Genomic DNA, 13,736 nt, shown 5'->3' with positions numbered 1-13,736 from the left:
GTTGCCCTTCAACCAGTGCTTCTGCCTATTGATTCGAGATCATTAGCCTGCACTATGGGCCCAAGGACACCTTGATGGCGTCTGGATAGGGGGATCAAGGAGGGTAAGCCCCCTCCTTTTTCTTTGCCAGGCAGAGGAAGAGTTCAAAGACCTCCTCACAGTTGAGCACGATCAAAAGAAGGGGACGTTTCGAATGCAGTCTCTGAAAAACCAGCGTCCCTGCTGGGAGTGAGGATGTCTGCGAAAAAGTCGCAAAATGCGTGACAGGGTTGCGAAACGGCGTCATCACCACGACGGTGCGCCGCTATCCAACAGCGACTAGAGAAGACATTGCCGTCATGGTGTTGTTGGTACTTGGTATATCTGGAATCGACGAATACGATGCAGTCAAATGGGGATTCTTCAAACAAAAGGAGTGCTACGACAGCGACCAATCAATCTCTGTCGTTCACTCTGCGTAGCAATGAAAGCACTATCATCCATGCCTTATATACTAAACAGAGCAACAACAAACACGTGACGTTGAGACATCAAACAATCAAAATGGTTTTTATTGCTGCCTCCACCTTGAACACAGTTGCCACACCACTGCAAGCCGATGCAGAATCGCTCGAGCCAACCAACAAACAGCCCCTAACAATCCAGGTCGAGCAAGTCACAATCACGGATCAAGACCTTGATCGTGCCGCAAAATTCTGCCTAATCAAGGAAGGAGTACTTGATCCACAATCCATCAAAGGCGAGTCACCCACCCCAGCCCAGACCGTCGTCATGGCAACGATGTGCCCATGATGCCACAACGATAAGGAATACTAAGAACCATCCCAAACCATGAAGCCAGGTGAGGGTGGGTTGCAATCCTTCAGGGAACAATTAATATTTCAAAAAATTTTAATCGATGCGAACATCAAAACGGCTAAAAATCGCCCCAGCCCTAGCAGCCCCATTGCTAGCGTTCAGCAGCATGCCTGCGTTGGCCGATCAAGGCATGCCGATCAAATCGGGTCAGTTCACTTCCTTTCCCGTCGCCAAGCAGCAAGGAATCTGGCACGAATCACCTTTTGTGAGCAAGGTCATTGATCAGCTAGTGATCAAGAATTGGACATCTCTAAACAATGCAGATGACATAGAATGGACCAATCAAATCACCAACCTTGCTCTCAATCTTGCATCTAAGGAAATATCAGAATACGCAACGAAGAGCTTCAAAAAAATACCCTTTGTCCTCACTGCTTCGATCAATGTTGATATCCGCTCAGAAGGTACAACAAACATTGGTGGGGATGCACTCTTTAAAATTGCCGACTTTGGGCGTAAGGAAGACAACACTCGAGACGGCCTTGCCTTTCTGCACACGAAATACACAGGCAACGTCTCGAACGGTTCCACATGGAATGCCGGCCTAGGCCTCAGACACCTGATTGGAGATGACCTGCTCGCAGGCGTCAATGGTTATTGGGATTACCGAACAACCGACTACAGCACCTCCTATAGCCGTTTTGGCGTAGGTGCCGAGCTTTTCTGGAATTCGCTTAGCCTCAGAAACAATTGGTATATCGCCGGCACAGGCAAAGAAACCGTCAAGGTCTACAACACCGAGTACTACGAAAGAGTCGTGCCTGGCTGGGATGTGGAACTTGGCTACCGGCTTCCCTCCCATCCCAATGTTGCCTTTTTCGTGAGGGGATTCCGCTGGGATTACCAGCAGAGCAACGACAACTCTGGCCTTCAAGGAACTGTGGCATATCAGATCTCGCCACATATGCGTATTGACTCATGGGTTTCCAATGAAATCCCTGCAAATCCCACCCTCTCCAACCGCGAACTGGACGATCGCCAAGACCTTGTTTTTGGCTTGAACTTCACACTCACAGCGAATGCGGTTCGCTACGAGCCCAACAACACGCAGCAAATGCTGCAACAGGAAATGATTAGCCCAGTGCGGCGGCGCTATGACATTTTGCTTGAGCGCTGGAAAAAGAGTTTGAACGAAAAGGGTGAAACAACAAAAAATAGCTTTACTAACACTGTTGGTGGAGCCTAACCACAACCAATATCAACAGCAAACTTTCCAAATCTCCTCGTTAAACCAATGACAACACTCCTCCAGAAATCTCTATTAGCCGCCGCCCTTAGCCTCAGCACATGTTCCATCCTCCCCATGCTTGGCACGGGTGCTGCTCGAGCACAATCCACTGATCCAATCTGTCCCAGCAGTCCTGCGGCTGCAGGCCTCGCCAACAAAGAGGCCTTTGGGATGGACCCGACATACAACGGGTTTTGCAGAGGTACACCAAGCGTTTACGGGATTTCCGTTTACAAAATGGGATTCTGCACCAAGAATCCTATTGCGGGTGGTGCTGGAGTCAAAGCTGATTACTCCACCTGCCAGATCACCTACAAAAGCAGTTCCACCTCAGGAAGTGCAGCATCCTTTGCCGCAGGCTCAAGCCTTGCACTGCCTGCATCGGGAACGTCATTCCCAGCCATTGGCTCCTACAGCTACGCAATCATTGAGCTAGCCCCAAGCTTTGATGTCGCAGATTCTTTTGGTCCATTTGGAGATGGGTTGACGTATTACTCGACCACATCGTCATCACCAACTGGGAATCCTGCAAGCACCACATCGGGAGCGGCTGCAACTTTTACCCATCAAATGAATACGTTTAATGATGGCAGCGCCTGTGATGCATCAGATACAGTCACGATCGCGGGCGCATCACTCACGGGCGCACTACTGAATAGCAGCAATGAGCTGATTGCCGATGACAGTTCAGTCACAAAATGCCCAGGGGTTTCTAAATTGTTGGGCGTCGCAAAACTTGCTACGCCAGTATCGATCAGCTCAAAAACCAAGGGATTGACAGCAACATTTACTGTGACTGACAACGGCTCATCTGTTTACTGTGACGGTATTGGGCCTAGTGGATGCAGCAACATTCTGTTCTCTTCAGGACCTTTCAACGTTTCTTTCACAGTTGTTGAATAGACCTCTTAGGAGCAACTAATCAATCAAACCCCGCCAGAGCGGGGTTTTTTCATGTCGTTCCAGCCGTTCCAACTGAAGACTATCCATTGAACAAACACCTTATTTTATCAGTCATACCAGTGGATCTAGACCCTTTTAAGCCCGTAGACTTTCAATGGACTTTCAATGGACTTTCAATGGACTTTCAAGCCAGCTGTGGAGCTTTGTCGACTGGTTACCAATGCCTTCAGGAGCGGCTGAAAATCGTCAACAGATTACACGGGAGACCCACCAATTTGCTTGCAGACATTCAAGAACCACAGGGGCCGTAAGCAAACCAAAGAGCCTGAAGAGGACACCAACCTTCTATTCAAACTCCACCAGCTCAAGTCTTACCAATCGGTTTAAGGCAGTGGATAGACAAGCAATCGAGATAAAGTAGACGAACACTCCAGATCAGCTGGAGATTTGCGTGCAAGCCAGATGAGACAACAGCAATCGAACAAGTAGGAGACATTGCTACCAATGGACCAAGAACATCTCGTCAATGGAGCTAATCATCACAATCCTAAGAGCGTTAGGGATAGCATCGACAGCGACTGTCATGTCGGTTAGAACACTAGATATAGAAGTAAAGCCGTCAGCACATAGCGCTACAGTGACAGCAAAAACGACAAGAGGTGCAAAATGAAGAGCTTCAACGCAATCGCAACTGCTGCCTTTGTTGGCGCGTCATTGCTTACAGCCCAACCTGCTTTGGCAGCATGCAGTTCAAGAGAAGTGTCATACACGTCTCGAGTGAGTGTGCAATTCTCCGTAACCAACAATCGCCGGTATCCAGTCAATGTGGTGTGGATTGACTTTGAGGGTATTCGCAAACATTACCGCACCCTAAGATCTGGAGATACGTTCAGCTCTTCATCGTACTTAAGTCATGTATGGATTATGGAAGAAGCAAGCTCAAATTTATGCCTGAGTAATATACGCCTTGGAGCAGCTAATCAGCATCTGGTCCTTCGTTGATCAGGTTCAATTTCACTTGGAATTACACTTACTTAAGTAACTGGCCATAGCAGATGCCGCTTTACAAATCACGCAAGCTACTCATAGCAGCAGGCGTCATAGTCGGCTGGACATCACTCTCTGTAGTCAGCAACTGGAAGCAGGTACGACATCTCTACTGTCAACAAGCCAGCGATATGCGTACAAGCGAAGTCATCTGCAGAGCAATGAGATGCAGATACCCACATTACTTCGTCGTTCCATTCTCTGATTACTGGGAAGACAAAGGAATTGGGTACCAACCGAGGAGATGGTGCGTTGATTCAGTGTTAGACGAGATGAACAAATAGGTTCGATTTCTCGATGAGCTGGCACATTGGCAATACTAACCTTCAAAACCATTGCAACCACTGACTTGATCAGTCGTGAATGTGAGCTGGTATTTAGTTGGTATTGCTTTTTGTTATGCGTTATCTCGCGCAGATTCGCCTATTGCTAACAAGGAGACAGGCGGCGTCTCACAAATGGACTTAGTAGTCGCAGCAGCATTGGCACTAGGCATAGTGGTGAGACTGGCGTTTATGGAAGAGAACACACTATCTATAGCGGGTAATTCCGAAGTCAAATCGTCTCCAGATAGCGCGACAGTGACAGCAAAAACTACTAGAGGGACAAAATGAAGTGGTCACCACTACTAGCAACGAGCATTAGTTTAATGAGTTGTTCGATGGTTCCATCGATTGCCGTGGCTCAACTTAGTGAAGAACAGGAATATACCTTGAGTCTTGGTCTTACTGCTGGTTCATTGAAAACAGTATGCGTTTTTCATCAAGAAGGAGTACTATCTGAACAGCAAACAAAGGATTACGCAATTGGCTATTTAGAGAGCATCAAAGAACGAGAAAAAGGTGCTTCCTTGGCTGGAGCAATGAGGGGTTATGAAACAGCCAAAAAACAGCATCCAAGTTGTCCTCTTCCGTGAAGAAACCACCAACACTCGGTACGATTTTAATTGGAATTGCAATTACATTCGTTCCTGGCTGTGCCGTGAACGAAGAAGCCAAGTTACGTAAAGCCTGCGCTCTTCACGACGCCGGCGCAATTACCAACGAATAATTTCTTAATCGAATTAGAATCAATGAAATGACAAATGAGTACAGCACCGAAAAATTTTGCGCATTTTATGGTTCGCGCCTGGGTGGATCTAGGAACTATGCCTTCAAGACAGAACAAGGTACACAAGACAAATGATATAGGCAGTCGAAATCGCCGTTCCCACAAAACCACAGACGCGCCCTTTTGTTTTTTGAAAGATACCTATAATTCCAAGAACAAGGGCGATAACTTCAAAGATTATGCCAGCACAAAATATCATCAAGCCAAGCATAAAGCCCGATTGTCCTGATATAAGGAATACCGAAAGCAAGATGAGCGGAATTGGAATGAACGAAAGCACTAAGGAACAAATCCCAGCAGTAGATTCGCCTGATCTTTCCACTAGCGTTCGAGATGACTAAACTTACTATGACATGACTGAGCAACAATAGGTTCGGGTTCAACATGAAGTAGGAAGCTGCAGTCATAACAACGGTTCTCAGCCGTGGTTGGTATTGAAGACCTAAAACCTGTACTGAAGCAACCAGCAAAGCGAGCTTGCTCGATCTCTCAGAGCTGACAAGCAAGCTAGAGAGACACCCATAGGGGTAAATACTAGGTCCTCCTATATATGTATAGGGATTCAGACAATTACATTGTTTTTTTGGATTTTAGGACGGACACTTTCGAGCCTCTGTGTACTCGTCATCCCAAGTCCAAGCCATCCATCCCATTCGTCTTGCTTCTTGCATTCGATAGTCTCTGCTGGTCCGTAGACGCGGCATAGGACCATAGACATATCGCAGACATCATTCAACCAGACAAGCCAAAAGCCTTGCAGCTACTGGCTATTTAAACGTTGAACAAAAACTCCATCACGTCACCCTCTTCCACAACGTATTCCTTCCCTTCACTTCTCAGCCAACCTTTGTTGCGTGCTTCTACCAGAGATCCTGCCTCCAGCAGCTTCTCCCAGCCAAACGTTTGGGCACGGATGAAGCCCCGCTCGAAATCAGTGTGAATGACTCCGGCGGTCTGAGGTGCCGTCATGCCTGCCTTGAATGTCCAGGCACGGGTTTCCTTCTCTCCAGTGGTGAAGTATGTGCGTAAGCCAAGCAATCGATAAGTGGCTTTGATCAAGCTATGCAAGCCGCCCTCACTGACGCCAAGACCCTCGAGGTAATCGGCACGCTCTTGCTCACCCAACTCGACCAGCTCAGCTTCGACCTGGGCGGAGATGCGCACCGTTTCGGCTTCTTCCTTGCCAGAGAGTTCAACAACTTCCTCACAGAAGCGGTTGCCCTCCGCCAAGTCATCTTCACTGACATTGGTGGCATAAATAATCGGCTTGGCAGTCAGCAAACCGAGGGGCTTGATCATTTCGGCTTCATCCTCATTCAGAGTCACGCTTCGCGCTGATCCACCCTGCTCAAGCACCTCCTGAATGCGCTGCAACGCTTCATCTTCCACTTGCGCTTCCTTGCTGGTGCGCATCTGCTTCTTCAGCCTCTCGCGACGCTTCTCAATCTGGGCCAGATCCGCAAGGCCAAGCTCCAGATTGATGACCTCAGCATCACGGGCAGGCCCCACAGAACCTGAGACGTGGATCACGTCTTCATCCTCAAAACAACGCACCACGTGCACAATCGCGTCGACCTCGCGGATATTGGCCAGGAACTTGTTCCCCAGACCTTCTCCCTGACTGGCGCCCTTCACCAAGCCAGCGATATCAACGAATTCCATCCGAGTCGGGATGATCTCCTTGCTACAGCTCAGGTCAGACAGCTTCTGCAGACGCGCGTCCGGGACTGCCACGGTGCCCACATTGGGTTCGATCGTGCAGAACGGGAAATTGGCAGCCTGGGCTTGAGCATTGGCCACCAGGGCATTGAAGAGGGTCGACTTCCCCACGTTGGGGAGGCCAACGATTCCGGCTTTAAGCATCGCGGGAATCTAACTGGGTCGCACTCCGACGATCTGCACACCCGATCACCACGAAGGCCGCCGGCGCGCGAGACTTGTTGAGAACAGTTAAGACCCGGGGGCCATGGCCACACCAACCAGCCTGCGCCCCACCCCCCTATCCGACAAGGGATTGACGCCACTTATCAGACTCAGCGGCCTGAGACGCCGTCGCCGAACCCTCACAGCGCTAGCCGGGGCATCGCTCCTGCTGGGCGCAGGTGCTGTCTGGTTCCTCGGACCAGGCCGGAATGGCAACCCTGATCTGTCTGCCTACACAGTGGCGGCGGAGCGGGGCACGCTGCCTGGTGTCGTGACCGCCAGCGGTGAGCTGGAAGCAGTGCGGCGGGTGAACGTCAGCCCAAGACGTCAAGGACTGCTTGAGGCCTTGCTGGTCGATGAGGGGGACGCTGTCAGCAAGGGCCAAGTGCTGGCCCGCATGGACCCCGGGGATTTCCGAGATCGCCTCGATGAATTGCAGGCCCTCGCACGCCAGGCCCAGGCAGATTTTGACGCCCGCGAGGCTGATTACCGACGCCGCAAAACGCTGTATGAACGGGGCGCGATCAGCGCCGCCGATCTCGACGACTTCCGAGCCCGTTACCTCACCAGCAGGGCCTCCCTGGCTGCAGCGCGTGAACGGATCCAACAGCGCGATGTGGAAGGAGATGAACTCCTGATCCGTGCCCCTTTCGCCGGCAAAATCACCCAACGCTTCGCAGAACCTGGCGCCTTCGTCACTCCCACGACGGCCGCATCGGCCTCAGCAGGAGCCACCAGCGCATCGATCGTGGAACTCTCCCAGGGGCTTGAGGTGGCGGCCAAGGTGCCAGAGAGCGACATTGGCCGGATTCGAATCGGCCAAAACGCCAGTGTTCGCGTCGACGCCTTTCCCGACCAGCGCTTCTCAGCCCAGGTGAAAGAGATCGCGCCGCGGGCTATCAAAACCGACAACGTCACCTCCTTTGAAGTGGAGCTTGACTTGGTGGATCCCGCCCCAGATCTGCGCATCGGCATGACCGTCGACGTTGATTTTAAGACCGGAAGCACCAGACCAAGCACGTTGGTACCGACGGTGGCGATCGTGACCGAAAGCGGTAAGCCAGGGGTGCTGCTGGTGGGGGATCAGGATCAGCCCCGCTTCCAGGCTGTGGAGCTGGGATCCAGTAGCGGCAGTCAGACCGCCATCCTTGATGGTGTGAAGCCTGGAACCCAGGTGTTCATCGACCTGCCCCCCTGGGCCAAAAATCGCGACTAAGCCGCCTGAACTGAGAGGCTTCTTACCACCACCACCTGAGGCCACCGCCTCTCCTGCTGCACCGCCACCGCATCGATGAGCCCTTCTCCGGAGAACCCCCTGCTGCTGCTGGTGGATGGCCATTCCTTGGCCTTCCGCAGCTTCTACGCCTTCAGCAAAGGGGGGGAAGGGGGGCTCGCCACCAAAGACGGCATCCCCACAAGCGTCACCTATGGGTTCCTCAAGGCCCTTCTCGACAACTGCAAGACCCTGATACCTCAGGGTGTAGCGATCGCCTTCGACACCCCCGAGCCCACCTTCCGTCATAAGGCGGACCCGAACTACAAAGCCCATCGTGATGAAGCACCTGAGGTCTTTTTCCAAGACCTCAATCAGCTGCAGGAGATCCTTCGCCACCAGCTGCAGTTACCCCTCTGCCTGGCGCCTGGCTACGAAGCCGACGATGTTCTTGGCACCCTGGCGAACCGGGCCGCTGATGCAGGTTGGCGAGTTCGCATCCTCAGCGGCGATAGGGATCTGTTCCAACTGGTTGATGACGACCGGGACATCGCGGTGATGTACATGGGTGGTGGTCCTTACGCCCGCAGCAGCGGGCCAACCCTGATCAACGAAGAGGGCGTGGTGGCCAAGCTCGGCGTCGCCCCAACCTCCGTGGTGGATCTCAAGGCCCTCACCGGTGACAGCTCCGACAACATCCCAGGCGTGAAAGGTGTCGGTCCCAAAACCGCCATCAATCTGCTCAAGGAGAACGGTGATCTGGATGCCGTCTACCGGGCGCTGAGCGAAGTGGAGGCGGAAGGTCCCAAAGCAAGCCGAGGTGCGATCAAAGGGGCGCTCAAGGGCAAGCTCAGCAACGACCGCGACAAGGCCTACCTCTCACGCGAGCTAGCCGAGATCCTGGTGGACATCCCCCTGCCGGAGGAGCCCGTACTGGAGCTGGGGCCAGTGGATGCCGAAGGGCTCGAATCGCGGCTTGAGGCCCTTGAACTCAACAGCCTGGTGCGACAGGTGCCGGCCTTCGTCGCCACCTTCTCCACCGGTGGTCTTGCGGCCAACAAGCACCAGCTGCAGAGCTCCACCACCACCGGGTCGCGAACCCACGCCAACAAAGCCAGCGAGCCGGTTCCAGCCCAAGACGGCAAGGCTGCTGAGGCAGCCGAGGAGCTCTCCAGCAAGCCGTCTCTGCAGCCCCAGCTGATCCAGAACGAAGCCCAGCTGAGTGCCCTGGTGGAACGCCTGAACAGCCACCAAGACAAACAGCAGCCTGTCGCTTTCGACACCGAGACCAGCGATCTCAATCCGTTCAAGGCCCAGCTCGTGGGCCTGGGGTTCTGCTGGGGCCCGGAGCCCGGGAACCTGGCATACATCCCGGTGGGTCATACACCTGCCGCAACAGCCGAAGAGGAAGCAGAGCCGGCCCTCCCCGATCAGCTTCCGCTCGATGCCGTGCTCCAGGCCCTAGCGCCTTGGCTCGCCAGCGCAGATCACCCCAAAGCGCTGCAGAACGCCAAATACGACCGCCTGATCCTGCTGCGCCACGGTCTGATGCTGGGGGGCGTGGTGATGGACACGCTGCTAGCCGACTATCTGCGCGATGCCGCGGCTAAGCACAGCCTCGATCTGATGGCCCAGCGCGATTACGGCATTACTCCAACCCTATTTTCCGATCTGGTCGGGAAAAAGAAAGACGGCAAGGCCAGCACTTTTGCGGCAGTACCGCTGGATGAGGCGGCGCTGTATTGCGCCATGGATGTGCACCTCACCCGGCGCCTCGCCCTAGACCTGCGCCAACAGCTACAGGCACAGGGTGAGCAACTGCCAGCCTTGCTTGACCAAGTGGAGCTACCACTCGAACCGGTGCTGGCCCTGATGGAAGCAACCGGTATCCGCATTGATGTGCCCTATCTCAAGGAGCTCTCGGCAGAGCTTGGCTCCACCCTTGAACGCCTCGAGAGCGAAGCCCAAGAGGTGGCTGGTGCCAGCTTCAACCTCGCCTCACCCAAGCAACTGGGTGAGCTGCTGTTCGACAGCCTCGGGCTCAACCGCAAGAAATCCAGGCGCACCAAGACCGGATGGAGCACCGATGCCACCGTGCTTGAAAAGCTGGAGGGCGACCATCCGGTCGTGCCGCTGCTGCTGGAGCACCGTGTGCTCAGCAAACTCAAGAGCACCTACGTCGAAGCCTTGCCCCAGCTGCTTGAAGCAGAAACCGGGCGGGTCCATACCGACTTCAATCAGGCGGTCACAGCCACCGGCCGCCTCAGCAGCAGCAATCCCAACCTTCAGAACATACCGGTGCGAACGGAGTTCTCACGCCGGATTCGCAAAGCGTTCATGCCTCAAGAAGGCTGGCAGCTGCTCAGTGCCGACTATTCCCAGATCGAGCTGCGTATCCTCACCCACCTCTCCGGCGAAGACGTCCTGCAGCAGGCCTATCAAAACGGTGATGACGTGCATGCCCTCACGGCCCGTCTGCTGCTCGACAAGGAGGAGGTCAGTGCTGATGAGCGCCGGCTGGGTAAAACGATCAATTTCGGAGTGATCTACGGCATGGGCGCCCAGCGCTTCGCCCGCGAGACCGGCGTCAGCCAAGCCGAAGCCAAGGAGTTCTTGACCAAGTACAAGCAGCGCTATCCAAAGGTGTTCGCTTTTCTGGAGCTGCAAGAACGCCTAGCCCTCAGCCGCGGCTACGTGGAAACGATCCTGGGTCGGCGCCGTCCCTTCCATTTCGACCGCAATGGCCTCGGCCGTTTGTTGGGCAAAGACCCTTTGGAGATCGATCTGGAGGTGGCCCGCCGCGGTGGCATGGAAGCCCAGCAACTGCGGGCGGCAGCCAACGCTCCCATTCAGGGCTCCAGCGCCGACATCATCAAGCTGGCGATGGTGCACTTGCAAGCTGGCCTCGAACAGCAGGGGCTGCCAGCACGTCTGCTGCTTCAGGTGCATGACGAACTGGTGCTGGAGGTGGATCCTGCCGCTCTCGACAGCGTGCAGCAGCTGGTGGTGAGCACCATGGAAAACGCCGTTCAGCTGACCGTGCCGCTGGTGGCGGAAACCGGCTGCGGGGCGAATTGGATGGAGGCGAAGTAAGGGCTTCGCCGTAACCTCCAACAAGTGTTTGGCCAGACCTGTGCCCCTTCGCTTCACCAACAGCCTGCGGAATCGAACAGAAACGTTCGAGCCACTGAAGCCTGGTAAGGCGTCGATCTATTGCTGTGGGGTCACTGTCTATGACCTCTGCCATCTGGGGCATGCCCGCAGTTATATCAATTGGGACGTACTGCGCCGTTACTTAATTTGGAAGGACTACGAGGTCACGTTTGTACAAAACTATACCGATATTGACGACAAAATCCTCAACAAGGCTGCCGCAGAAGGCAGCACAATGGAAGAAGTAAGCGAGCGCAATATTGAAGCATTTGAAGTCGACATGGCAAGGCTAAACATCCTGCCTGCCGACCGCATGCCTAGAGCCACAGGGTGCATTGATGGAATCCAGACATTAATTAGCGAGCTGGAAAACAAAGGAGCTGCATACAGCTCTAGTGGTGACGTTTACTTCGATATTTCCAAAGCGAATAATTACGGACAACTCAGTGGTCGCGATCCCAACGACCAGCAGCAAGGTGCCAGTGGGCGCACCAACGATCAGGAAGACGATCGCAAACGCCATCCTTTCGACTTTGCCCTCTGGAAAAAAGCGAAAGATGGTGAGCCAAGCTGGGATTCCCCCTGGGGTCCCGGCAGACCTGGATGGCATATCGAATGCTCAGCCATGGTGCGCCAGGAATTCGGACCGACGATTGACATCCATTTGGGTGGTGGTGACCTGGTCTTTCCCCACCACGAAAACGAGATCGCTCAATCCGAAACAGCCAATGGAGAGCCGCTAGCCAAACTCTGGATGCACAACGGCATGGTCAATGTCGGCGGCACAAAGATGTCGAAATCACTGGGCAACTTCACCACCATCCGAGCCCTGCTTGACGATGGTGTGTCGGCCATGACTTTGCGCCTGTTCGTGTTACAGGCCCACTACCGCAAGCCCCTGGACTTCACCAAAGAGGCACTGGATGCAGCCACAACAGGCTGGAAAGGACTGAACGCAGCCATTGCCCTTGGTCACCACCATGCAGCCGCGTTGTGCTGGCCTGAAGCACCTGCCCTCACTAAAGGCGCGCAAACAGCCTCGGCCAGCCAAAACGATGGGTTTGATTCGTTCCGGGAGCGCTTCATCACGGCCATGGACGATGACCTCAACAGTTCCGGAGCCCTTGCAGTCCTGTTCGACCTAGCGCGGCCCCTGCGCGGCATCGCCAATCGTCTTGACCGAGGCGACCAGCCAGAGCAATCCACCGAAGAACTTGCAGACCTTCGAAATCGATGGCTTCTGCTGCGGGAACTTGCTGCCGTGCTCGGCCTGAGCGAGGAAGAACACCCTGGAGCGGAGCAAGCGGGCGCGGCCGATGACGCCACGATCCAGGCTGCGATCGAAGCGCGCAAAGCGGCCAAGGCCGCCAAGAACTTCGCCGAAGCCGACCGCATCCGCGACGAACTGACCGCCCAGGGCATCGAACTCATCGACAAGCCTGGTGGGATCACGGAGTGGCGACGCAACTGATGCGCGCCGTCAGCGCGGCGGACTCTCTGATCATCAAGAAATAAAGAAATCGCAGCCCACCACCCTTTCTTCATCAGGGCTTAGGCAAAAGCTGATGCCTAGTCATGCATAACAGGATATCAATAAAACACTGACCACTTAGATCCACTGATCGAGGGAGAGTGGAATTCAGACGTACCCCCATTCGACTTTCAAACTTGGTCTTCGCAGACGTCATAAAACAGACAGAACTCCAGCACAGTTCTATCTGTGACCAAAATCACACAGCTCATTGAGCTTGATCATCTTCTTCCTTAAACACTCAGGCCATCCTTAAACAGTCCAACTCAGGACAAGCAACTAGCACCTAACTCAAAACAATGAAAAACCTCAACCACGAACTGACCGAACAAGAACTGCAATCCATCGCAGGTGGTTTTCGTGCACTGACCTTCTTGCGACGCTCTTCCAAGCTTCAAGCACCTCGACTCCTTCAGTCCACCAAGCTCAATGTCGCCCCAAAAGCAAGCATTTGGCAAGACATGATGAATTGATCGAGACGAGCCAGTCTCACTCATCAGAAACGGAAGGGGTTGGTCACAACATGTGGCTGACCCCTTTCTTCTGCACCTCCATATTGCACTGACTCATGCACAACGACGCCCAACCAGCTTCCGTTAGCACCTTCAGGCAGTCTGCAACTCAGACGTACCCCCATTCGACTTTCAAACTTGGTCTTCGCAGACGTCATAAAACAGACAGAACTCCAGCACAGTTCTATCTGTGACCAAAATCACACAGCTCATTGAGCTTGATCATCTTCTTCCTTAAACACTCAGGCCATCCTTAAA

At 53.8% G+C, this 13,736-nt stretch carries 10 protein-coding genes; 9 read left to right on the top strand and 1 reads right to left on the bottom strand.

Annotated elements, in window-relative coordinates:
- Positions 1-354 precede the first annotated feature (354 nt).
- From DXY16_RS14310 to DXY16_RS14300, 6 genes are all read left to right on the top strand, one after another.
- Positions 355-792: a hypothetical protein gene (locus tag DXY16_RS14310; RefSeq protein ID WP_137007018.1), complete on the top strand. Its 438-nt coding sequence runs from the start codon at positions 355-357 to the stop codon at positions 790-792.
- A 172-nt stretch (positions 793-964) separates the two neighbouring features.
- Positions 965-2,044, top strand: a complete 1,080-nt coding sequence (locus tag DXY16_RS04055) for an inverse autotransporter beta domain-containing protein (protein WP_170953836.1) — start codon at positions 965-967, stop codon at positions 2,042-2,044.
- Positions 2,045-2,161: 117 nt separating this feature from the next.
- On the top strand, positions 2,162-2,989 hold the full coding sequence (locus DXY16_RS14305; RefSeq protein ID WP_137007017.1) for a hypothetical protein: 828 nt from the start codon (positions 2,162-2,164) through the stop codon (positions 2,987-2,989).
- Between the two features lie 666 nt (positions 2,990-3,655).
- Positions 3,656-3,991, top strand: coding sequence for a hypothetical protein (locus DXY16_RS15360; protein WP_115119763.1), 336 nt, complete (start codon positions 3,656-3,658; stop codon positions 3,989-3,991).
- A 404-nt stretch (positions 3,992-4,395) separates the two neighbouring features.
- Positions 4,396-4,650 (top strand): hypothetical protein, encoded by a 255-nt coding sequence (locus tag DXY16_RS15000; protein ID WP_206749544.1) that lies wholly within the window; start codon positions 4,396-4,398, stop codon positions 4,648-4,650.
- Positions 4,651-4,697: 47 nt separating this feature from the next.
- Positions 4,698-4,952 (top strand): hypothetical protein, encoded by a 255-nt coding sequence (locus DXY16_RS14300; protein ID WP_137007016.1) that lies wholly within the window; start codon positions 4,698-4,700, stop codon positions 4,950-4,952.
- Positions 4,953-5,917: 965 nt separating this feature from the next.
- Here DXY16_RS14300 and ychF read toward each other — a convergent pair.
- Positions 5,918-7,009 carry a redox-regulated ATPase YchF gene (gene ychF / locus DXY16_RS04045; protein ID WP_115119761.1) on the bottom strand — a complete coding sequence of 364 codons (1,092 nt, stop codon included), beginning with the start codon at positions 7,007-7,009 and terminating at the stop codon, positions 5,918-5,920.
- A 103-nt stretch (positions 7,010-7,112) separates the two neighbouring features.
- Between ychF and DXY16_RS04040 the strand changes: the two genes are divergently transcribed.
- The 3 genes from DXY16_RS04040 (at position 7,113) to cysS (ending at position 12,906) form a co-directional block, all read left to right on the top strand.
- The gene (locus DXY16_RS04040; RefSeq protein ID WP_115119759.1) at positions 7,113-8,285 is read left to right on the top strand and encodes an efflux RND transporter periplasmic adaptor subunit; all 1,173 of its coding nucleotides are present in this window, start codon (positions 7,113-7,115) and stop codon (positions 8,283-8,285) included.
- Positions 8,286-8,360: 75 nt separating this feature from the next.
- Positions 8,361-11,375, top strand: a complete 3,015-nt coding sequence (gene polA / locus DXY16_RS04035) for a DNA polymerase I (RefSeq protein ID WP_115119757.1) — start codon at positions 8,361-8,363, stop codon at positions 11,373-11,375.
- A 40-nt stretch (positions 11,376-11,415) separates the two neighbouring features.
- Positions 11,416-12,906 carry a cysteine--tRNA ligase gene (gene cysS, locus DXY16_RS04030; RefSeq protein ID WP_115119755.1) on the top strand — a complete coding sequence of 497 codons (1,491 nt, stop codon included), beginning with the start codon at positions 11,416-11,418 and terminating at the stop codon, positions 12,904-12,906.
- The last annotated feature ends 830 nt before the right edge of the window (positions 12,907-13,736 follow it).

The sequence above is a fragment of the Synechococcus sp. UW105 genome (assembly GCF_900473935.1).
In the GTDB taxonomy this organism is placed as follows: Bacteria; Cyanobacteriota; Cyanobacteriia; order PCC-6307; family Cyanobiaceae; genus Synechococcus_C.
This window is presented reverse-complemented; position numbering and strand designations above follow the sequence as displayed.

Bases quoted from the DNA above. Each gene is read 5' to 3' on its own strand.
- DXY16_RS04055 (WP_170953836.1), top strand. From the start codon at position 965: ATGCCTGCGTTGGCCGATCAAGGCATGCCGATCAAATCGGGTCAGTTC.
- DXY16_RS04040 (WP_115119759.1), top strand. From the start codon at position 7,113: ATGGCCACACCAACCAGCCTGCGCCCCACCCCCCTATCCGACAAGGGA.
- DXY16_RS14300 (WP_137007016.1), top strand. From the start codon at position 4,698: ATGGTTCCATCGATTGCCGTGGCTCAACTTAGTGAAGAACAGGAATAT.
- polA (WP_115119757.1), top strand. From the start codon at position 8,361: ATGAGCCCTTCTCCGGAGAACCCCCTGCTGCTGCTGGTGGATGGCCAT.
- DXY16_RS14305 (WP_137007017.1), top strand. From the start codon at position 2,162: ATGCTTGGCACGGGTGCTGCTCGAGCACAATCCACTGATCCAATCTGT.
- DXY16_RS15360 (WP_115119763.1), top strand. From the start codon at position 3,656: ATGAAGAGCTTCAACGCAATCGCAACTGCTGCCTTTGTTGGCGCGTCA.
- ychF (WP_115119761.1), bottom strand. From the start codon at position 7,009: ATGCTTAAAGCCGGAATCGTTGGCCTCCCCAACGTGGGGAAGTCGACC.